Below are 20887 nucleotides of genomic sequence, written 5' to 3' on the forward strand. Positions count from 1 at the left end.
CAGAATCCATTGCTGCTGGCCCCAGAATCCATTGCTGCTGGCCCCAGAATCCATTCTGGGGCCTTGGGCGTTGAGGATTCCCATCCTCATTTTCACCGAATGCGGAAAGGATTCCGCGGAGAGAAGAGGCCCGGAAAGGATTCCGGGCCGAGCGTGTTCCTCGACAAGCTGGTTTTCATAGACACGGAGCGACCGTAACGAGGCAGAGCGGGCGACCGGAGAGCCGGTCAGGGGAGCTTTCTCGATCCGGGCGATCGCCTCACGTACCCCGGCCAGTTTGTTCTGCGTTATCTGGTATTCTCGGTCGTCGGCGATGCTCATGGACTCCGACCCGAGAGCAAGCCGGGAACTACGGCAGGTTCTCCAAGTCGGCAAGATCCTTGTTGCGACCGGCGGCGCGTTTGTTTTGTTTCAGATGATCAAGATCGATGAGGTTGACTGGCTCGCCGTCGAAGTCACCGACAATCCGATGCTGATAGCATTCCTCGAAGGAGACCCCCGAGATGCGGGTCTGGAGTTCGATTCGAACCGGCGGCACGCCCATCCGTATAATCACGCCCGGCTTCGTAAATACGTCTTTGGACGTATCATCTCCTCCGAAGCCAAACTCGCGGAGAACCTCCACAACTCCGTCGATGTTTTTCGGGTGAACCGCGATCCAGATATCAAGATCGCCCGTTGGTCTCGGATAACCGTGGAAAGCGACGGCGTAGCCACCGACCACAAGGTACTCAACCTTCTTCTCGTTGAGCAACCTCAAGAACTCTTTGAAGTCGCGTGGCAGCGGGGTCGTAGCCATAGGCAACCTGGCGAAGGTACTCAAGGGCCCGGAGGCGCTCAGCCGGCGTCTGGTTTAGCCAGAACGCCTTTTCGTCGCTGGGCTCATCAAGTGACCCGACGGAGAACTTGGTTCGATCCAGACGATACTGGTCTATCAGGCTCATTGTCATCATTCAGCTTATCCCGGTGGGCCCGACGAGTCAACCACGCACGGCCTGGTTGCGCCAGCCGGAGACCGTGTCTATAATGCTTCGATAGCATGAACGCTGACACCTCGCCCGACAAGCTTGCCGGCTCCGTCGGCATTGTCCGGACGCAGACGGTGAGGCTCTTTGAGCCCCCTGACGTCCTGCACTTGGAGTGCGGGCGGACCCTGGGGCCGATCGACGTGGCCTACGAGACCTACGGCCGGCTCAACGAGTCGCGGAGCAACGCGGTTCTGATCTGTCACGCTCTCTCGGGCGATGCTCACGTGGCCGGGTACCATAGTCCCAACGACCGCAAGCCCGGCTGGTGGGACATCATGATCGGTCCGGGCAAGGGCATCGACACGAACAAGTATTTTGTGATCTGCTCGAACGTTTTGGGCGGGTGCCGGGGGACGACCGGCCCGTCGAGCATCAATCCGAAGACCGGCAAACCCTGGGGTATGGACTTTCCGGTGATCACCATCGAGGACATGGTCAAAGTCCAGAAGAAGCTGATCGATTACCTGGAAATCAAGAAGCTGCTGGCGGTCATCGGGGGGTCGATGGGCGGGATGCAGGTGCTGGAATGGGCCGTGCGGTACCCGGACGCCGTCGCCGGCGTTGTTCCGGCGGCGACCACCGCCCGGCTCAGCGCCCAGGCGATCGCGTTTGACGCCGTTGGCCGGCAAGCGATTCTCGCTGACCCCCACTTTGCCGACGGCCAGTACCATAGCGGCCCCGGTCCGGACAACGGCCTGGCGATCGCCCGCATGGTCGGGCACATCACCTATTTGTCCGAGCAGGGCATGCACGCCAAGTTCGGCCGCGAGTTGCGTCATCGTGCCAACTACAGCTACGACCTGGAAAGCAACGATTTCGCCGTCGAAACGTATCTCGACCACCAAGGACAGGCATTCGTCGAGCGATTCGACGCCAACAGCTACCTGTACATCACCAAGGCGATCGACTACTACGACCTTCAGGCGGGCCACGAGTCGCTGAAAGACGCTCTCAAGGACGTGAAGGCCCGGTTTCTGGTCATCAGCTACTCGAGCGACTGGTTATTCACCCCTCGGCAATCGCGGCAGATCGTCGACGCCCTGCTGGCCAACGACAAGGATGTGTCGTACTCGGAGATCAACTCGCCCTACGGGCACGATGCGTTCCTGCTGGAGACGGAAGTTCTGGGCCGATTGATCAGCGGTTTCCTGGCGGATTTGTCAGGACGGCCCATCATTGCTGACAGAGGCGACGTCGAGCCGTATCGCCAGCGGCCGGTGGTCGAGACGGCCTGGGCGCACCACCGAATCGACTACGATCGCATTGAAGAGATGATCGAACCGGGCAGCCGGGTGTTGGACGTAGGCTGCGGATCAGGCGCTCTGCTCAGTCGCCTGATGCGGCACAAGAACATCCGCGGGCTGGGCATCGAGGTTGAGCAGGACAACATCTGTGAATGCGTCGAGGGGGGCATCCCGGTCGTGGACCTCGACGTTGAGACGGAGCTCTCCGGGTTTGCGACCAAGTCCTACGATTACGTGGTATTGTCGCAGACCTTGCAAACGTTGAACCGGCCGGAACTGGTGCTGCGGGAAATCCTCCGGATCGGGCGGCGATGCATCGTGAGTTTCCCCAATTTCGTTCAGTGGCGGCCGATCCTTCAGATGCTTCTGACCGGCCGCACGCCCGTCACGCAGAACCTGCCTTTCCAGTGGTACAATACCCCGAACCGGCACTACCTGACCATTCGCGATTTTCAGGCCTACTGCCGCGACAACCACATCCAGGTGCTGCGCATGATCCCGCTGGCCGAGGGCCGTCGCGACCCGGTCCGCTTCCTCCCCAGCGTCCGGGCGGCCGAGGCGATTTTCGTGATCAGCAAGCGCGACTGAGCCTCGGCTCGATCTGATGCCCCCGCAGCTTGTCCAGAGGCGCGACCCCGCACCCATGGGTGTACTCCGCCACAGGCAAACCTCGCGGGCTGCGGTTATCATGATTGGCCTCAGTCTGGAGGAAGCACCCGTGAGTATGTTCAGCATGCCAAGACAGTGCGTGACACATCAGGTGATCTGTGCCACCGGATGGACCATCGTTTGGATCTCCCTCGCGTTCGTGTGGACAGCTTCCGCCGTGGTCGCCGAGCAGCCGGCGGCAACGAGCCGACCCGCCTCGCAGCCTTCTGAACTCGTCGTGGCTCTTCTGCAGATGGCCCCGGCAGGCAGCGATCGGGAAGCCAATCTCACCAAGGCGGACCGCTTTTGCCGTGACGCGGCAGCCCGAGGTGCTGACATCGCACTGATGCCGGAGATGTGGAGCGTCGGATACTGCGGGTTCGACCAGAAGCAGCCCGGTGCCCGCGAAGCGTTCCAGGCCATGGCCGTGGGCACGGGCAGCCCTTGGGTACAGCATTTCTCAAGGTTGGCCAGAGAACTTCGCATGGCCATCGCGGTCACGTACCTGCAGGCATGGGACGGTGCCCCGCGGAACGCGGTCACCCTGTTCGATCGCCACGGCAAGGAGATGTTCACCTATGCCAAGGTTCACACCTGTGATTTTGCCCCCATGGAAGCTTCGACGACGCCGGGAACGGACTTCTATGTGGCCGAGATGGACACGCGGGTCGGTTCGGTCAAAGTGGGAGCAATGATCTGCTTCGACCGCGAGCAACCGGAGAGTGCCCGCATCCTTATGTTGAAGGGGGCCGAGCTGATCCTGGTGCCCAACGCATGCGAGCTTGAGGAACTCAGGCTGGATCAGTTCAAGATACGCGCATGGGAGAACGTGCTGGACGTGGCCATGGCGAACTACCCGAAACCCAACAACAACGGTCACTCCGTCGCCTATGACTCGTCGGGCAAGTGCCGGGTCATTGCCGATGAACAAGAAGGGCTCCACCTGGCCTCGTTCGACCTTGCCCAACTGCGCAAAGCACGCTCTGAATCGATCTGGGGCGGCGCCTACCGTCGCCCGCACCGGTACCGGCAACTTCTGTCCCTGGAACAGGAGGACATCTGGCACCGCAATGACGCCTTCGGCAAGCCGTTTGATCCATCACAGCGATAGGCAGATTTCCTGGAGCCGAGTGTTCCAATCCCTGGTTGATCATCGACAACTGCATCAAGGACATCGACGTCGACCAAGCCGACTTCGCCGTCGTCGCCGGTTTTCTGTCGGGGTCGAGCATTTCGACCGACCCGGATTGCGCCGTGAACTACCAAGTCTTTGCACCCGGCAAGTGGTGCCGACGTTGCTCTGCGAAGCGGCGACCCGCTGCGCAGCACGAGCGCCCCCGTCGGCACTTCATCCCTCGTTCAACCAAGGGCCGACGAGGGCGTCGGCCCAACCTGTACGCCCGGTGCCACCGGCGGCTTGCCCGCCAGTGTTCACTCGATACGGGGGACCGCCGGACCCAGGGGTTTGGCTCAATTTTCGGCACGCTTGGCTACGATAATAAAGGCAATAGCGGCGCGGAAGCCCGCAAGGGCAGGAGTCGGTGGCAAGGAGGGGCCGGCCCAGGGGTGATCCGATCGGGCATTGCCGATACTGCGTTCCCGGAAGGTGCCTGCACCCACGGCCGTCGGCGGTTGAGAAGCCAGAAGGGAGAACGATATGTCCAAGTTGAAGGAATGGTTACTCATCGGGATGGTCGCCCTGGTCGGGGCCGCCTCGCTCGGATCCGACTGCAACTTCACCCTCCGCGGAGACGAGGATGGGATCCGGTTCGATGTCGACGACGATGATGATGATCTTGAAGACCTCTTCGACGACATCAAGGACCTCTTCGATTGACCGCTCCAGCCTTCGCGGCCAAGACCGTCAGATCGCTCGGTCCAGAATCACTTCTGGGCCGTGGTTTTCATGGAATCCTTTCCACATTCCCAGATGATTGACGATGGGAATCGTCAACTGCAGGGTCCCGGATGGGAATTCGGGAACCAGCGAATCCGGCAAACTTGACCTTCACGGCCCCAACCCCCCTGAGCAAGGACGCCCCAAGCAAGCTCATGGCCAGGCTGCCAAAGCTGATCATGTTCAAAACCGGCCCGGATCTGCAACACCTGAGGCCTCACATGGGCACGGCTGGCGTCCGGAAGACCCGTTGACGGGCCGAAGGTGGGGACTCAGCGGCGATGGGTGCTGCCTCGACCACCAGTCGCCATTCCAGAAACAACGACCGGCTTCGTCCGCAGAGAACCGTGGCTGCGGGTTGCAGTGCGAATGGACACCAGCCCGTTGGGCAGAGCGGGGTCGCGAAAACAGGACCGCTTCCCCAGATTTCGTGCTTTTTGACTGGTCTTCCCCGGAACTTTTGGGGTGTTTGCGCGTATATATGTGTAGTAGCAGCAAGACAACCTGGTTTAACGTCCCTGAGAGCATCTGGAAGCCTCTGCCTTGAAACAACAACGCCGGTTCGGGACGGCATTGTAAGAATTGCATTGTAAGGGGGTCTCTATTCATGGGGCCTTGGCGCGGCGGGAAGCGACTTGGCCGGGAGTGGCTCCTCGACTGGAAGCAGTTGCCTCCGGCGCTGTATGCTTTTTGTCCGGCATGAGGCGGAGAACTGCCCCCGGCGACTAGCGGTTTCCTCGACCCACTTTGACGGGGGACGGGCAGAAGCGGCGCTCGGGTTTGACCTCACAAAACGGGGCGGGGACCGGGTTCGGCCCCGCGCTCGAACAGAATCCATTCAGCAGGGGACGGACAATGATTTCAGAAAGCACCGATGTGCATCTGGCGCGGGAGAAGGTCGAATCGTTCACTGAGCGGGTTCAGGCGATCCGAGAGAGCCTGCACCAGGTGGTCGTAGGTCAGGACGTGACCATCGACCTGCTGTTAACCTGCGTCCTGACCGGCTCGCACGCTCTGCTGGTCGGCGTACCGGGACTTGCTAAGACCTTGATGGTCAAGGCCTTAGCGTCGGCCTTCCGGTGGAAGTTCAAGAGGGTGCAGTTCACGCCCGACCTGATGCCCTCGGACATCACGGGCTATGAGCTGCTCAGCCGCGACGAGCAAACCGGCCAGCCAAGGATGACCTTCCGCCCAGGGCCGGTCTTCGCCAATCTGCTGCTGGCCGACGAGATTAACCGGGCCGCCCCGAAAACCCAATCGGCTTTGCTGGAAGCGATGGCGGAGAAACACGTTACCGTCGGGGGAGAAACGCACGAGCTGGCCGAGCCGTTCCTGGTGGTGGCCACGCAGAACCCCATCGAGCAGGAAGGCACCTACCCGCTACCGGAAGCCCAACTCGATCGCTTCATGATGGAGATCCACATCGATTATCCGACTCCCGAGCAGGAGGAGGAAATCGTTGAGAAAACCACCGGCGGAACGCCGCCTCTGCCGGAGGCGGCGTTTGACCGAGCTGAGTTTCTGGAGCTTCGCGATCTGGTGCTGTCAGTACCTGCTCCCAAGAGCGTCGTCCGCTATGCGGTTCGGCTGTGCGGCGCGAGCCGGCCTGCAGACCCTCGGGCGGATTCATACGCGAAGGATTACATCGCCTGGGGCGCCGGTCCGCGAGGCCCTCAGAATCTGATGTGGGCGGCCAAGGCCCGTGCGCTGCTGGAAGGGCGTACGGCACCGATCATCGAGGACATCCGAGCACTGGCCCTGCCGATCCTGCGACACCGAATTATTCCGAACCATCGGGCGGTCGGCGACGGCGTCAACTCGGAAAGAATCATTCACCACCTGCTGGAAACCGTTGCTCACTGACGGTCTGGACGGGAGCCCGCCATGAGCGCGCCGCCAACCGAGTCACGAAGCCGATATCTCGACCTGCGAGCCCTGGCCTCGCTTGAGCACATGCGGTTCACCACACGGCACCGGATCGAGGGTGTCTACAGCGGGCGGCACCAGTCTCGGTCGCATGGCGGAGCGGGCGAGTTCGTCGATTTCCGCGAATACGTCGAAGGCGAGGACCTTCGCCGCCTGGACTGGAAGGTTCTGGCTCGGACCGGGCGCGCCTACCTGCGGCTGTACCAAGACGAGACGAACCTGTTATGCACGCTGGCCATCGATGCCAGCGGATCGATGCTGTTCGGATCACGTGGCCGCGGCGGAACACAAGGATCGAAACTGGAGTACGTTCAGTACCTGGCCACGGCGCTCAGTCACGTCATCAGCAGGCAGCAGGACCAGGTCGGGCTGGCCCTCTTGACGAACAGGCTGGCAGAGATGATCCCGCCGGGCAGCACTCGGGGACACATTGCGCAGATCCAAGAGCGAATCGAGAGGATCGTCACCGAGCCGGTAACCCGGATGGCCGACGGACTGCGAGAGCTCTTCGAACGCTCGCCTCGACGCGGGGTGCTGATGCTGATGAGCGATTTCCTCGATCAGGACCTGGAGGCGGTCTTCTCATCGTTGAGGCTGTTCCGGCATCAGTACTGGGAAGTGATTCTCCTTCACGTGATCCACCCGGACGAGGAGCGGCTGCCGCAGGGGCTGGCATACCGCTTCGACGGTCTGGAGAAGGAAGGGCATATCGACTGCTCGCCGGCGGATATTCGGGTCATGTATGAGCAGCGATTCGCGGCCCACACGGCCGGTATTCGAACCTCTGCGCTGGCCGGGGGCTGCGACTATCGGCGGGTGTCGACGGCGATTCCGTATCTGCAGACGTTGGCGGGGTTCCTGGTGGAGAGAGCGGGGTAGAAGGATGAAGACGGAAGGCTGAAGGATGAAAACAAGGAATCCAATCAGAGACACGCCGGAGTCTAAGGTAACGCCACGCAGCCGATTGTGTGAGCGCCAGATCCGCATGAACCGACCGCCACAGGCCCCGATTGGCTCTGGTTCGTCTGTCCTTCATCCCTCATCCCTCACCCTTCATCCCTCATCCTTCATACTTCATCCTTTCTCCTCTGAACCCCGAACCCTGAACCCTCATCGCACGCCCAGGGAGGCCGCCGGGCAATGAGCTTCCTGCATCCATGGATGTTTTCTCTGGGAGCGGTGGCCCTTGGCCTGCCGGTCTTGATCCACTATCTCACGCGTCCGCGACCGGTTCGATTGCCGCTTTCGACGATACGATTTGTGCAGGAGGTGATCCACCAGCAACGGACATTCCACCGGCTGCGCAACTTCCTGATCCTGGCGCTGCGAACCCTGGCCGTGGGCCTGCTGGCGTGGGCGTTCGCCCGGCCGTTGATCGGCGAGAAGCCGCTGATCGGCAAGGACGATTCGGTCAGCGCGGTACGGGTCGTCATTCTGGACGTCAGCCAGAGCATGGCCGCTTCGGCGCGGGGTATCAGTGTGTTCGAGCGGGCCCGGTCGACGGCTGCTGAGTACCTGATCGACCGAGCAGGGCTGCGCGCCAACCTGATCCTGGCCGGGACGAAAGCACGCCCGATCTTCGAGCAATGCTCGGCCAATGTCGCCGCGTTGAAGGATGAATTGTCGCAAGCCAAGGTGTTACCGGAACGGTTGAACGTCCAGGCGGCGGTTGCGGTCGCGGCTGAGATGCTGAGCACGGCCGGCGGCGACAGCGGCACGCGGCGCGAACTGATCATCGTCAGCGATTTTCAGCGGTCGAACTGGGCAAGCGTCGACTTCTCGCCGCTGCCGAGCGACACGGTGATCGAATTGGAGGCCACCGGCCCGGCCGAGGCGCCGCCCAACCTGGCCATACTCCGGGCCGGTGTACAAGGACGACCCGAACGCAACCGCGAAGCCCGAATGGAGGTGGAAATCGGCAACTACTCCACTTCACCCCGGCGGGTGACCGTGGACCTGCAGATCGGTGAGGCCACCTACCGACTGGAAGGGCTTTGCCCGCCGGGCATCTCGACGACGCTATCCGGCCCGGTAACGCTTCGCGGCTCAGGCTGGCAGACAGGCCGTGCGGTGCTGCGGGGTATTGATGACGCATTGCCCGCGGACGACCGTCGTGACTTTGTACTCGACGTGCGTCCGCGACCAACTTACGCACTTGTCAGCCGGCAGAGGCCGGATGATCGCCCATCATCAAGTTACTACCTCGAACGGGGACTGGCTCCGCTGGAACCCAAGCTTGGGCAAGAGGTGGAAAGGATTGTGCGGATACCACCGGATCAACTGAGCCGGGAGACTCTGGCGTCGGCAGAACTGATCGCCTTGGATCATCCGGGGCCGCTATCGGTGGAAACGGCAGGCCTACTGGCGGCGATGATGCGGCGGGGTCGAGCGGTTCTGTATGTGGCGGCAGAACCGGTGGACGCGAGCAACCTCAAGCGGATCGTGGACGCCGCCGGTTCGGATCTGCAAATGCCGGTCGAGTTTGTTCCACCGGGGCCCGGGCAGGTCCGGAAGAACCTCTTTCTGACCGAGGTCCGGGAGAAAGACGCACCCTTCAGTGTGTTCGGCGATCAGGTAGCCGCTGCGATCGGTCCGTTGCGTTTCGCGGGAGGGCTGGCATCGCGCCGCACGGAGTCAGCGCTGGCTGAGGATCTGCTGGCGACCTACAGCGATCGGACGGCGTGCCTGGTGACCACCGCGTGTGGAGCGGGCCACCTGACCGTCCTGAATGCGGACCTGAGCGAGTCGAATCTCCCACGATCGCCGGCTTTCGTGCCGCTTATTGGCGAGTTGGTCAGCCGCATGCTGGGCCAGGATCGGGCCGTGAACGCCGTTCCTTGCGGTGAGCCGCTGGCCATGTACCTGCCGCCCGACAGCGGCACGGCCGCGGGACTCCAGATCCTCGGCCCGGAGGGTGCGGGCGATTTCGGCGAGCTGGCCACCGAAGGTACGTGGGTCGTCTGGCGATGGCCGGCGGCCGGGTACCCGGGCGTCTATCAGGTCCAACGCGACGACAAGACCGTTTTTGCCGTCGCCACCGGCATCGCCGCGCAGGAATCCGACCTGACAAGCCTGAGTGGCTCTGTGTTCAAAGACCGGCTTGCGGGCGGCAGAACGGTCCATTACCGCAGCGCCGCAGCCGAGCAGGACAAGCAGGATGATATCTGGTTGTGGTTCGCAGTGGCGTGCGTGGCGTGTTTGTGTGTTGAGTTGGGTGTGCTGCGAGTGTTCCGAACTTGAGGTGTCGGGCACATTGCCGGGCTTCACATGGCTGAGCTGACATTTGAGCCGCTGATCACCCCCACCTTGTGGTTGACGCTTGCCGTCCTGGCAACTGCGCTAATGGTCATTTATGCGTCGCGTCGACCCGCCTCGATCAAACAAGGCCGGTGGGCCGTGGTCATCACTCTGATGTCGACCGGGCTGCTGCTCACCCTGCTGATCCTGCTGAATCCGACCTGGACCAACAAGATCGAGCCTCCGGCGGGCAAACCGTTGCTGACGGTACTCGTTGACACATCCGCCAGCATGGCAACCACCGACGCGAATGAGAGCCGGACTCGCTATGATGTCGCACGAGTGACTGCCCAGGAAGCGGCGCGCGATCTTCGACGTTTCTTCGATGTGCGCGTGCGGACGTTTGACTCTCTGGCCGCCCCCGCCGAGCCGGAAGAACTGAGCGGCCGCAGCCCCGGCGGGGGAATGACCGATCTGGCCTCCGCGATCACCGGCAGTCTTGAGCAGGACCGGCCCCAAGGGCAGGCGATGCTCCTGCTCAGCGACGGCATACACAATGCGCCGGGAGGCGTCGACGGCGTCCGGACCGCGGCACAGTTCGCCAAGGCGATGTCCGCGCCTGTTTACACGAAGACCATCGGCGGCCAAGCCAGCGTGTACGATCTCCGCGTGGAAGTGTATTCGCCGCAGCAACTCGCCTATATCGGTCAGAAGGTGCCGATCCGGGCGGTGGTCAAGCATGTCGGCCTGCCCGGAGCAATGGCCAAGGTCTCCTTGCTGCACGACGAGAAAACAATCGACCAACGGGAAACGCGGCTGATGCCCGACGGCCCTACCGACGTCCGTTTCTTCGTCAGCAAGCAGAAGCGAGGTCTCTACCGTTACGAAGTAAAGGTCGAACCTTTGCCGGGTGAAGTTGTGCAGGTCAACAACGTCGCCTCCTGCGTTCTCCAGGTGGTCGATGAGCCGATCCGCGTCCTGCTTCTTGAAGGAAAACCATACTGGGACGGCAAGTTTCTGATGCGAACGCTCGCTGCAGACCCGGCGATCGCAATCGAGAGCATCGTGCGGCTGACCGACGGCCGCCTGCTGCGTCGCATGCTGAGCCGGGCGGCGTCGCAACCCGCGGCGGGCAACGCCACCGAGACCCCTGCGGCGGTCACCGGCGGCAACGCGACGCAGCCGGCCGGCGGAAGGCCGGAAAGCTGGACGATCCTGACCCGTGCGGCCGACACGCTTGCCGATCCGGAAAAGATCAAGGTCTACCAGATCATCGTCCTCGGCCGCGATACCGAGCGCTTCCTCGATGGAGCAGCGATTGCTAACCTCCGCAACTGGATCTCCCGCGAGGGAGGCTCGCTGGTCTGCTACCGTGGGGCGCCGGTGGCCCAAGTCGACGAGCGACTCGAGCGGTTACTCCCGGTTCGCTGGTCGCCGACGCGGGAAACACGTTTCCGGATGCAGCTTACCGAACAGGGTCGCGACCTGCGCTGGCTGCCGACGGTGGGCAACTTGACCGAAGGCGAGTCTCTGCCGCAATTGCCGACGCTGGCAACGGTCGCCCGACCGGAGAAGCCAAAGCCGATGGCCGTGGTTCTGGCCGCCGGCGCAGCCGAAGGCGGAAGTGAGCCGGCCCCCGTGCTGACCTACCAAGCCTACGGGATGGGGCGGGTGGTCGTTGTCGAGGGCGCGGGCATGTGGCGATGGGCGTTTTTGCCGCCGGAGCATCAGGTGCACGACGAGATCTACGCCGCGCTGTGGCAGAGCCTGCTCAGATGGCTGGTCTCCAACGAGCATCTGCGGCCCGGGCAAGATTGCACCCTGCAGGCCGACAAGATCACCTTCAGCGCGACCGAGCGGGCGAGTGCCACGCTGCTGATGCGCGAAGAAGCGGCTCGCGGTCGAATTCCGTCGGTGGAGTTGAGCAGTACCGCGCTCAATCGATCGGAGACTTTTGCACCGATCGCCACGGGCGACAATCCGGGTGTCTTCCGGGTGGATTTCGGCCGGCTACCCGAAGGGCGGTACGAGGCGAGGATCCAGGGGCAGAAGAAAGATCAAGATGACCAAAGCGGCCGGATCGCTTTTGACGTCAGGAACTTCGCCGAGGAGCGGCTGGATCTGCAGGCCCGGCCGGACCTGATGGCTCGGATCGCCAGTGACAGCGGCGGGGCGGTGATCGAATCAGACGCCGCCTCCGAGATTCATCACGGCTTCCAGACCTACCTGGCGCGCAGCCGGCCCGCCCGCATCACCCGCACGACCGCCTGGGATCGTTGGTGGGTGTTTACAGCCATCATGTTGGTCTGGGGCGCAGCCTGGGGCCTTCGCCGATCGGGAGGCCTGGTATGACAAGCACGTTTCTGACCGATTGTCTTCGGAGGGTTCGCAAGCGGACGCTGCTTGTCGGCCTCTCGGCCGGAGTCGGGTGGGCGCTGCTGGTATGGCTGGTCTTCCTGGCGATCAGCATGTGGGTCGATCTGGTGCTTGAGCTGCCGCCCTCCCTGCGGTTGACGTCCACCTGCGTCGCGATGGCGTTCGGACTGGGCTGGGCGGCGTGGGCCGCATGGTCCGTGGTTCGTCGAAGCCGGCCGGGCGATCTGGCACGGAAGATGGACGCCGTCGCGAGGACCGGCGGGCAGATCCTGTCGGGCGTCGATCTGCTCTTGGACTCGCGCCCGCGGAAGGGCCTTGCGCGAGGGCTGGCCGAGATGGCGGTCGATCGGGCGGCGCGGCTTGCGGGACGCGTTTCGACGACCAGCGTGGTACCGGCCCGTCCGGTGAATCGGGCGTTCGGAGTGCTGGGCGGCGCCTTACTGGCAACCGGCGCGCTGGGACTTGCGCTTCCGGGGCTGGTCGGCACACAATGGGCGAGGTTTTTTGACCCCTTTGACGATCATCCCCCCTACTCACGCGTCACCTTCAGTGTCGATCCGGGTTCGGCAACCGTCGTCTACGGTGACCCGCTGGAGATCCACGCCCGGACCCGCGGACCGATCGTCGATCGCCTCGAACTGGTGTTGTCCACGAACGGCGGCACTTCCGAGGAAACCCTGCCCATGTTCCCCGAGAATGACGGGAGTTGGCGAACGAGCATTGCGCACGTTACGGACGCCGCCCAATACTTCATTCGTGCTCACCGCGCCCGCAGTAAGCGATACAGTATCGGCGTCATTACCGTGCCGCGGCTCGATCAGGCGAGGTTTCGCGTGACGCCGCCGGCTTACACGCATCTCAAGCCGTATGAGGGACCGCTTCCGCAGGGCGGACTGGCGGGCTTGCCCGGAACACGTGTGGAGGTCTGGCTCAAGAGCAATCGGCCGCTGAGCGGCGGGGATGTGCAGCTTGAAACGCAGCAGGAGCCCGGCCAAGTGACGCTTCAACCGACGGTGCCGGGCGGCAACGAAGCCACAGGCTCATTTGAGATCCGCCGACCCGGCAAAGTGAGCATGGGCGTGACGGACATTGAAGGCCAGGCTTCTCGGGACAGGCTGACCGCGGCGATCACCGTGCTGAGCGACCAAAGGCCCTTTGTGAGGCTGTTGGAACCGCAGGCCATATCGCTGGCGACTCCTGACGCCGTATTGCCGGTCGTCATGGCGGCGGAGGACGATTATGGCATTTCGCGGCTGCAATTGTTCCGCAATCTCAACGAGTCGCGCGCCCTTCCACAGGACATCGAGGTGCCGCCCCCGGCTCCGACGCGTCGCGGCGAAACGACGGAATTGGCGCTCTCGCAATGCAAGCTCGAACCCGGAGACGAAATCAAGCTCTATGCCCGTGTCGAGGACACCGACCCGGCCGGCGTCAAAGGATCCGAAAGCGCCATTTCGGTCGTGCGAATCATCTCGCAGGCGGACTATGAGAAGATGATGCTCATGCGCGAAGGCCTGGAGATGATGCAGTCCAAGTACCAGGAAGCCCAGCGACGGATGGAGGCGATTACGGACGAGATCGACAAGCTGAAAAAGGAACTGGAGAAGGAACCGCCGGACAGCGAACTGAGTCGGGAGATGCAGCGCAGGCTGGAGGAATTGACCAAGCGTATGGGGGATGAGGCCGACGAGATCCGGGAGGCGGCCGGACACAAGCTGCCCTACGATCTCGACAAGTACCTGACCCCCGAATTGATGAAACTCGCCAAGTCATTGGATGAGGCCGCCCGGGAACTCGAACAACTCAGGAAAAAAGAGACACAGGACGGCAAGGGGGGGTTCCCCAGCGTTAAGGGTCCTTTGGACAAGCTGAAGGAACTGAGCGAGTGTCTCGGCGGAAGGAAACAAGACTTCGAGGAACGGGCCACGGAACCAATCGAGCATCTGGCTAAGATCTTTCCACTGCTGGAGGATGAGGCCCGGTACCTCAACCTCTATGCTCGACAGCGTGACCTGGCCGAGCGTCTGGCTTCGCTCAAAGGCCGCGACAACGAGGACGACCCCGAATTGAAGGCCCGGATGCGGGATTTGGAAGCTGAGCAGCAGCGACTGCGGGAAGACCTCCGTGAACTACTGGATGATATCGAGGACCACGTCGCCCAGTTGCCTGAAGACGAGCGCCTGGACGAGTTCCGCGAAATGGCGTCGAAGTTCGCCAAGGACGTGCGGGCAAGCGGGGCGGCCGAGGCGATGGCCGAGGCTGAAGAAGGATTGGCGGCATTCTCGGGCACTCGCGGCCACGCGGGTGCGCAAGAAGCCGCGGATATTCTCGACCAGTTCATCAGTCGGTGCAACAGTATGGGTAATGGCGGAAAGAGTTGCCTCAAGTTCTCGCCGACGTTGGCCTCCGGCCTGGGCAACAGCATCGAGCAACTGCTGGAAAGCATGGGCATGAGCATGGGTTCATCAGGCGTGGGTCCGGCCGGAGCAAGCGGCTACAGCGCCAGCCGCAATTCGCTGCAAAATGTCGGACTCTACGGCCAGTTGCCGATCATGAGCCAGACGACCGCCGGCGGGCAGGGCAAGGATCGGATGGCCGCCCTTCCCTCCCGACAGACCGGCTCCGGCGCCGACGAGCACAATCCGTGGGCCGTCGACCCTGGCGGCAAGCTTCAGGCGGCTGGGGCGGCTAGTGCCATTGTACCGGTCACTTATCGCAGTCGCGTGGGATCGTATTTCCAGCGCGTGGCCGATGAGACAGGCAAATAGGGTTCAGGGTTCAGGGTTCAGGGTTTAGTGACGAGGTGGCAACATGACTCGCAGATCGGTGTTCTCGCTGGGCAAGGGGTTGTTGCCGCAGGGGTTCCTGATAGCAGCAGTCTGTCTGGCAGCTCTGGCAGGATTCGCCCAATATCTCTCTGCCGCGTCTGGCGGGGCGACTGCGTCGCGGCCGGCGTCGCAGCCGGCGGACGGGCAGCAACCGCGAGTGGTTCCCGATCCCAAGCAGGTCGGCGGCGAAGCCGAGAGCATCGTGCAGGTCGCCAACCTGGTGTACGCCGGAACCAAGAGCAGCAAGTGCTTTTCCGATCACTTTCTCGTTCAGGCGGAAAAGTCGTCGGCGATCTCGACCAGCCGGCGGTTTCATGCGGTCAAACTTGCGTCGGGCGAGTTGTTCAGCTTTCCGCTGGTCATCATGACCGGCGAGGGCGATTTTGTCCTCCCGGACGCTGAGCGCGAGAATCTCCGCAAGTTCGTCAACCGCGGCGGCTTCCTCCTGGCTTCGGCGGGCTGCTCGTCGAGAGAGTGGGATCGGTCATTCCGAAACGAGATGGCGAAAGTGTTCCCGGACACGCCGCTGCAGATCATCGATATGGAACACCCCGTTTTTCATATGGTCGCGGACATCAAGAGCCTCAACGCGAAGCACGGCAAGCCGCGGCCCCTGGAAGGAATTCACGTCGGCGGAAGGCTGGCGATTCTGTACTCGCAGGACGGCCTGAACGACACCGAACACACACAGGGCTGCTGTTGCTGCGGGGGAAACGAGATCACCAACGCCGTCGACGTCAACGTGAACGTTCTGGCATATGCGTTAACCCACTGAGCGGATCAAGGAGTATGCTCCTTCTTGCGGACAAGCCGCTTCGATCGGGATGCCTGGTCATCGGGGTCTGCGCCGTGGTGCTGGCGTCTTGTTTGTGGTCCTGCCGCGAGGAAAAGAGCCCTCCGGCCAACGAGAGGCGTGTCGTGGTTGTGGTCAGCGGCGACACGGCCGGTTGGATCATCCCCTGCGGCTGCACCACGCATCAATCGGGCGGCCTGCTGCGGCGAGGGACGTATGTCGAGAAACAAAGAGAAGAAGCGGATGTTATTCTCCTCGATGCCGGAGGAGCTCCCGGCGGCACATCTCCATATCAGCGGCTCAAGTTCGAGGCCATTCTTGAGGGTGAACGGCTGATGGGGCTCGCCGCCCACAATATCGGCGGGCCGGAAGTTGCCCTGGGGCTGGCCAACCTTCAAGAAGCGTCCCGCAAGACGGGTGCTCGTTTGATCTCAGCGAATCTGCGGGATTCTGTGGGGCGGCCGGTGTTCGATGGGTGGACGATCATCGAGACCGCGGGCCGAAGGCTGGCCGTTATCGGCGTGATTTCTCCGAGATACGCCGCCGGTGACGTGCGCATCGAAGACCCGAAGGCGGCGGTGCTGGCATCGCTGCAACAACTGGAGGGACGGCATGACGGAGTCGTGGTGATGGCATACCTGCCGGAGGATGAACTGCAACGCCTGGCCACGGAGCTGCCCGAGGTTGACGCGGTGATCGGCGGCCCGACTGGGCAGCCGATTGCGCCAAGGGCGGTCGGTCCAACCGTCCTGGCGGCGGCAACCAACAAGGGCAAGTTCCTCGTGCAACTGGAATTCGCGGCCGCGGGTAACGCCGGACCACCGACGGGGCAAGTCGTGGAGCTGACGGGGGACTGGCCCGACGATCGCGGCCAGTTGGCCAACCTGAGACGATACCTCGAAGAGCTGAACCGCAGGTCCTTCGAGCCCCACCAGACAGACCTGGTGCCGTCGGCTCCGCCGGATGTACCCCCCGGTTACCGCGTTGCCGGCAGCGCAACCTGCCGTGAATGCCACGAAAGAGACAACGAACTGTGGGATGCGTCGCGACACGCCAAGGCATGGGAGGACCTCAAGGCAATGGAACGGCACGTCGATCCCTATTGCCAGCAGTGTCACACGACCGGCTATGGACTGCCCGGCGGGTTTGTCACCGTCGCCAAGAGTCCCGACCGACTGGGCGTCGGCTGCGAGGCCTGTCATGGCCCGTCGCAAGTTCACGTCGAGGAGCCGGAACGCAGGACGCCCTTTGATGCGAAGGATCAGTGCACCCGTTGTCACGACCAGGAGAACAGCCCTGCGTTCGGGTATGAACGCTACTGGGAAAAGATCAAACACGGGGAAACCAAAGGCACCCAGCCGGACCGACTCGGTCCGCGGCCGTCAGGCACGGAGACACAGCCATGAAGCATCCGAGCCGCTTTGCGGTGATTGGGCAGGCCATAGCAGTTGGTCTCGTGTTCTTCCTGCGGTCCGCTCCGGTGCTTTCGGCAACAGCCGAGAGAACGACCAGTGAAGAGACCCCTTCTGCGGAAAAGGCGAATACCACCGGCGGTACGCTCCATGGCGGCAGCGCGGGCTGGCTGACGAATCTGAACGAGGGCTATGCTGAGGCGAGACGATCGAATCGTCCGATCGTCGTCCGTGTGGGAGCAACATGGTGTGGATGGTGCCGCAAACTCAACGATGAGCTCAAGGACTCATCGGTACAGGAATCGCTGTCGTCGTACGTGCGGGTTTACCTTGACGTCGATGACTCACCGCGCGACGCGCGGTCGCTGGGAATCAACGCCGTTCCGGCCTTGCGCGTGTTGAACGTCGCCGGCCGGGTGGTCGCCTCACATGATGGGTACATGGCCTCTGCCGACCTGGCGCAGTGGCTGAGCGGGCAATTGCCGGTAGCCACAGCCGTGACGCCCCCCGGCCTGAGAAAGGACGGACCGCTCGACGCGAAGACGCTGCACGAGTTGATCGATCAGTTGCGCGGTCGCGAGGCGTTGGTGAAGGAAGCCGCCATACAAAGGCTCGCGGCCGAGCCGAAGCTTGCCGCGCCCGCCGTCGTCACACTGTTCGCCGAAGGCGCGTTGTCTGAACGACTGGCGGCGCTGGAGTTGCTCGACGGATGGAGGGCGCCAATCCGGGATCTTGATCCCTGGCGGCCCGAGACAATCACGCTGCAGCGTCTCGAAGCCTTGCGAGCATGGGCTCGGCGGATGAGTGACGCGCCGGCGTCTATGCCGGCGCAACTGCCGGATGACGTTCTGGAAAACGCCCGGCGCGAGCTGATCCGGCTCGTCCAGGCCGATCGCGACGCCGAGGCCGAGATCGTCCGAGAACGGCTGGCGCGGTTGGGCCCGTCGTTGCTGCCGGTTGTCGCTGGGGAACTGCAGCAGGCCGCCACGGATCGCGATCGCGAACGGCTCACCGCCTTGCGATATCGGCTGGCCGCCCCGACGAGATTGGCTCTGGAGTGGCCGGGTGGTTTTGACCGACTGGCTTCGACCGACGCTCCGACGCGGCAGCAAGCCGCGGAAGAACTCGCCTCTCGGGCTCAGGCGGATGCTTCAGCTTTGCTTCGCGAGCTGTTCAGCAACCCGGACCCGCTGGTTCGGGAAATCAGCCTTCGAACGTTGCGCAAGGTGGGCGGCGAGGAAGCTAACGAGGCCCTGATGAGCCTGCTTGGCGACCCGGAGCCCAATGTCCGGGCCGCCGTGCTCAAGCAGCTCACCGAGCAGCCTTCGCCAAAGCTGATCCCCAGGCTTGCCGAGTATGCGGCCGCTGAGCAGGATGCCGACCTCCTGGTTCATGCCGTCCGTGCCTTGCGCGCGGCCGGCGGAAAGGATGCCCTCGAAGCGCTGAGCCGGATGACCGGTCACGACGCCTGGCAGGTCCGGGCCGAGGTCGCCGAGGCAATCGGCGAGGTCCTCATCGAATCAGGTAATCTGCCCCGGCAATCGCGGGCTGATGCTTATGTCACACTGCTTGCTCTACTGAAGGATCCCGACGGCTTTGTCACCAGCCGGGCGATGACCAGCCTTGATCACGCGGATGTGAGCCTGGTGACGGAACCGCTGGTCCAAGCCGCGCTGGATCATCCGGAGATGGCCGGCTCCCTGATCGAGATGCTCACCCGTCGAGGCGGGGACGCGGAACAGACCGGCACGTACCTGCGGAAGCTGCTCAGCGCGAAACACGCGAGCATCCGCGCCGCCGCCATCGAGCATTTTTGCAGAGTGCTCCCGAGACAGTCCGAGAAGGAATTGTTGACGGCTCTTGGCGATCCGGAAGAAGAGGTTCGGTTCGCGGCCGCCAAGGGGTTGATTCTGGTCCTCACGTCCTGTCGCCCAAGCGAAACGCCGTTCACGTCATATGAGTATCGGACGGAAGAAATCGCAGGAACTGGTTCGTCTCTGATCGCTCGGTTACTGGGGCTGTCACCCAGGCGTGTTGTTGTGCGCGTCGCCTCCTCATCCCCGGCAAGCGCGCCCTCGCAGAGTCAGCCGGTAGCGGATGCCGATTGGCTGGCGAATTTCAGATCGGGCATCGATCGACCCAAGTGGATGGATCAGGCCGTTGCACCGCTGGAAGGGTTACTGTCCAGCTCGCAGTGGGAGCACCGATTGACCGCCTGTATCGGCCTGATTGCGCTCGGACGCGACGAGACGGCCCTGGCTGTTCTGCGCGACGTAGTCCGCTCACAGAACGCCGCGGTCAGCCAGGCGGCGCAGGCGCTCGGGTGGCTGCCGCTCGGCGAGCGCGTATCCCTGTTCCGCGAGCTGCTGGGTCTGGCCGCTGAGACTCAACTCATGGTCGACGTCATCAACGGTCTTGCCATCCTGCCCGATCCGCAGGCAGCGGCGCCGCTTTGGGAACTGCTCGGTCAGAAGGACTTCGCCCTTGGCTGGGCCGACACGGCGCAAGCCAGTCTTCTGCGGCTATACCTCGGGCCCGAGTACGAATGGTCCGACGTCAACGCCGAAAGACGCCGGCGGTTGGTGACGGAAGCAACGCCGATGACGGAGAAAGGCCCGGAAGTGCGGCAACTTGTCGCCCTGTCGCTGCTGCTCACGGGTTCGAAGTCCGACGCGGTGACCGCCGCCCGCAGGCTCTACGAGGCCCCCGAATCGAACAGCCCGTTGCGCGCGGATGCGTTGCAGATCATGTTGCTGGGGCAATCCGAGGCACAGGCGGTTGAGACGGCAGCGACCGCACTGGCCAGTCCCGACGACCATGTCCGCGGTACGGCCTTGCTGTACCTTGCCCGAGGGAAGACGCAACTCGATAAGCTCAGGGGCGTATTGTCCCTTCACATATTCTCGGAGGCAGAAGCCGCCTTTCTGGACTTTGCCTCTTCGGGAGGTCAACCGATCTCGCCGCAGGCGCCTCAAGGGCTGACGGTTGATAACGTTCGTCCGTTGCTCCGGTCGGGCGACGCAACAACCCGAGCCCATGCGGGATACCTGCTGGCACTGCTCAAGCAACCGGAAGGGCTGGAACCGCTGGTCGAGCACTGGCGAGAGAATGCTCGCCAGGATTCGACGTGGCGCCGGCAGGTATACCGTGCGATCGCCGCTCTCAACGACGACGAGCACACGCCGATTCTGGAGGAAATCTACAAGGATCTTGCGGGCGAGACGTCGGCGATGCGTGAGTTCTATTGGACCGTTCGCAGCATGGACGGCGAAAAGGTGTTTGCCCTGCGCAAGAAGATCCGCACCGAGGTGGGCATGGATCAGTTGAGATGAGGAAGTTCATGGCAATCGAGTCGCCCGCTCGTCGCGTTCCGGAGGCTCCGCAAGCAGACCCATCGCCCGCCGTTGCGTCGCGAAGGGGTGCGGACGTCGCCTGATTGTCCCGGCGTGTGCTCAAGCATCGCCGGCGCCCGGCAAGAACGAAGGAACAATGACCGTC

At 63.0% G+C, this 20887-nt stretch carries 14 protein-coding genes; 11 read left to right on the forward strand and 3 right to left on the reverse strand.

Annotated elements, in window-relative coordinates; genetic code table 11:
• The 3 genes from PLL20_09000 to PLL20_09010 form a co-directional block, all read right to left on the reverse strand.
• On the reverse strand, positions 1-321 hold a 321-nt coding region (locus tag PLL20_09000; GenBank protein HPD30118.1), incomplete at its 3' end, for a hypothetical protein.
• 28 nt (positions 322-349) lie between these two features.
• A complete protein-coding gene (locus PLL20_09005) occupies positions 350-754 on the reverse strand; it encodes a hypothetical protein (GenBank protein ID HPD30119.1) in 405 nt (134 codons plus the stop codon).
• Positions 732-953 carry a hypothetical protein gene (locus PLL20_09010; GenBank protein ID HPD30120.1) on the reverse strand — a complete coding sequence of 74 codons (222 nt, stop codon included), beginning with the start codon at positions 951-953 and terminating at the stop codon, positions 732-734. The genes PLL20_09005 and PLL20_09010 overlap by 23 nt, the downstream gene beginning before the upstream one ends.
• An 86-nt stretch (positions 954-1039) precedes the next feature.
• On the opposite strand from PLL20_09010, the gene PLL20_09015 reads away from it, so the two are divergent.
• The 11 genes from PLL20_09015 to PLL20_09065 all read left to right on the forward strand — a co-directional run bounded on the left by PLL20_09015 (position 1040) and on the right by PLL20_09065 (position 20721).
• Positions 1040-2860, forward strand: a complete 1821-nt coding sequence (locus PLL20_09015) for a homoserine O-acetyltransferase (protein HPD30121.1) — start codon at positions 1040-1042, stop codon at positions 2858-2860.
• A 136-nt stretch (positions 2861-2996) separates the two neighbouring features.
• Positions 2997-4031, forward strand: coding sequence for a carbon-nitrogen hydrolase family protein (locus PLL20_09020; protein ID HPD30122.1), 1035 nt, complete (start codon positions 2997-2999; stop codon positions 4029-4031).
• A 546-nt stretch (positions 4032-4577) separates the two neighbouring features.
• The gene (locus tag PLL20_09025; protein ID HPD30123.1) at positions 4578-4757 is read left to right on the forward strand and encodes a hypothetical protein; all 180 of its coding nucleotides are present in this window, start codon (positions 4578-4580) and stop codon (positions 4755-4757) included.
• A 915-nt stretch (positions 4758-5672) separates the two neighbouring features.
• The gene (locus PLL20_09030; protein ID HPD30124.1) at positions 5673-6680 is read left to right on the forward strand and encodes a MoxR family ATPase; all 1008 of its coding nucleotides are present in this window, start codon (positions 5673-5675) and stop codon (positions 6678-6680) included.
• A 21-nt stretch (positions 6681-6701) separates the two neighbouring features.
• Positions 6702-7622, forward strand: a complete 921-nt coding sequence (locus PLL20_09035; protein HPD30125.1) for a DUF58 domain-containing protein — start codon at positions 6702-6704, stop codon at positions 7620-7622.
• Positions 7623-7883: 261 nt separating this feature from the next.
• On the forward strand, positions 7884-9983 hold the full coding sequence (locus tag PLL20_09040; GenBank protein HPD30126.1) for a BatA and WFA domain-containing protein: 2100 nt from the start codon (positions 7884-7886) through the stop codon (positions 9981-9983).
• A 27-nt stretch (positions 9984-10010) separates the two neighbouring features.
• Positions 10011-12332, forward strand: a complete 2322-nt coding sequence (locus PLL20_09045; GenBank protein HPD30127.1) for a vWA domain-containing protein — start codon at positions 10011-10013, stop codon at positions 12330-12332.
• Positions 12329-15124, forward strand: a complete 2796-nt coding sequence (locus tag PLL20_09050) for a hypothetical protein (protein ID HPD30128.1) — start codon at positions 12329-12331, stop codon at positions 15122-15124. Before PLL20_09045 ends, PLL20_09050 begins: the two co-directional genes overlap by 4 nt.
• 43 nt (positions 15125-15167) lie before the next feature.
• Positions 15168-15959, forward strand: coding sequence for a DUF4159 domain-containing protein (locus PLL20_09055; GenBank protein ID HPD30129.1), 792 nt, complete (start codon positions 15168-15170; stop codon positions 15957-15959).
• 14 nt (positions 15960-15973) lie between these two features.
• On the forward strand, positions 15974-17383 hold the full coding sequence (locus tag PLL20_09060; GenBank protein ID HPD30130.1) for a multiheme c-type cytochrome: 1410 nt from the start codon (positions 15974-15976) through the stop codon (positions 17381-17383).
• Entirely contained in the window at positions 17380-20721 is a 3342-nt protein-coding gene (locus PLL20_09065; protein HPD30131.1) for a HEAT repeat domain-containing protein, read from the forward strand. Before PLL20_09060 ends, PLL20_09065 begins: the two co-directional genes overlap by 4 nt.
• The last annotated feature ends 166 nt before the right edge of the window (positions 20722-20887 follow it).

This window comes from Phycisphaerae bacterium, assembly GCA_035384605.1.
Classification (GTDB): domain Bacteria; phylum Planctomycetota; class Phycisphaerae; order UBA1845; family PWPN01; genus JAUCQB01.

Bases quoted from the DNA above. Each gene is read 5' to 3' on its own strand.
- PLL20_09010 (HPD30120.1), bottom strand. From the start codon at position 953: ATGATGACAATGAGCCTGATAGACCAGTATCGTCTGGATCGAACCAAG.
- PLL20_09040 (HPD30126.1), top strand. From the start codon at position 7,884: ATGAGCTTCCTGCATCCATGGATGTTTTCTCTGGGAGCGGTGGCCCTT.
- PLL20_09020 (HPD30122.1), top strand. From the start codon at position 2,997: ATGTTCAGCATGCCAAGACAGTGCGTGACACATCAGGTGATCTGTGCC.
- PLL20_09045 (HPD30127.1), top strand. From the start codon at position 10,011: ATGGCTGAGCTGACATTTGAGCCGCTGATCACCCCCACCTTGTGGTTG.
- PLL20_09015 (HPD30121.1), top strand. From the start codon at position 1,040: ATGAACGCTGACACCTCGCCCGACAAGCTTGCCGGCTCCGTCGGCATT.
- PLL20_09030 (HPD30124.1), top strand. From the start codon at position 5,673: ATGATTTCAGAAAGCACCGATGTGCATCTGGCGCGGGAGAAGGTCGAA.
- PLL20_09065 (HPD30131.1), top strand. From the start codon at position 17,380: ATGAAGCATCCGAGCCGCTTTGCGGTGATTGGGCAGGCCATAGCAGTT.
- PLL20_09050 (HPD30128.1), top strand. From the start codon at position 12,329: ATGACAAGCACGTTTCTGACCGATTGTCTTCGGAGGGTTCGCAAGCGG.
- PLL20_09025 (HPD30123.1), top strand. From the start codon at position 4,578: ATGTCCAAGTTGAAGGAATGGTTACTCATCGGGATGGTCGCCCTGGTC.
- PLL20_09055 (HPD30129.1), top strand. From the start codon at position 15,168: ATGACTCGCAGATCGGTGTTCTCGCTGGGCAAGGGGTTGTTGCCGCAG.
- PLL20_09035 (HPD30125.1), top strand. From the start codon at position 6,702: ATGAGCGCGCCGCCAACCGAGTCACGAAGCCGATATCTCGACCTGCGA.
- PLL20_09060 (HPD30130.1), top strand. From the start codon at position 15,974: ATGCTCCTTCTTGCGGACAAGCCGCTTCGATCGGGATGCCTGGTCATC.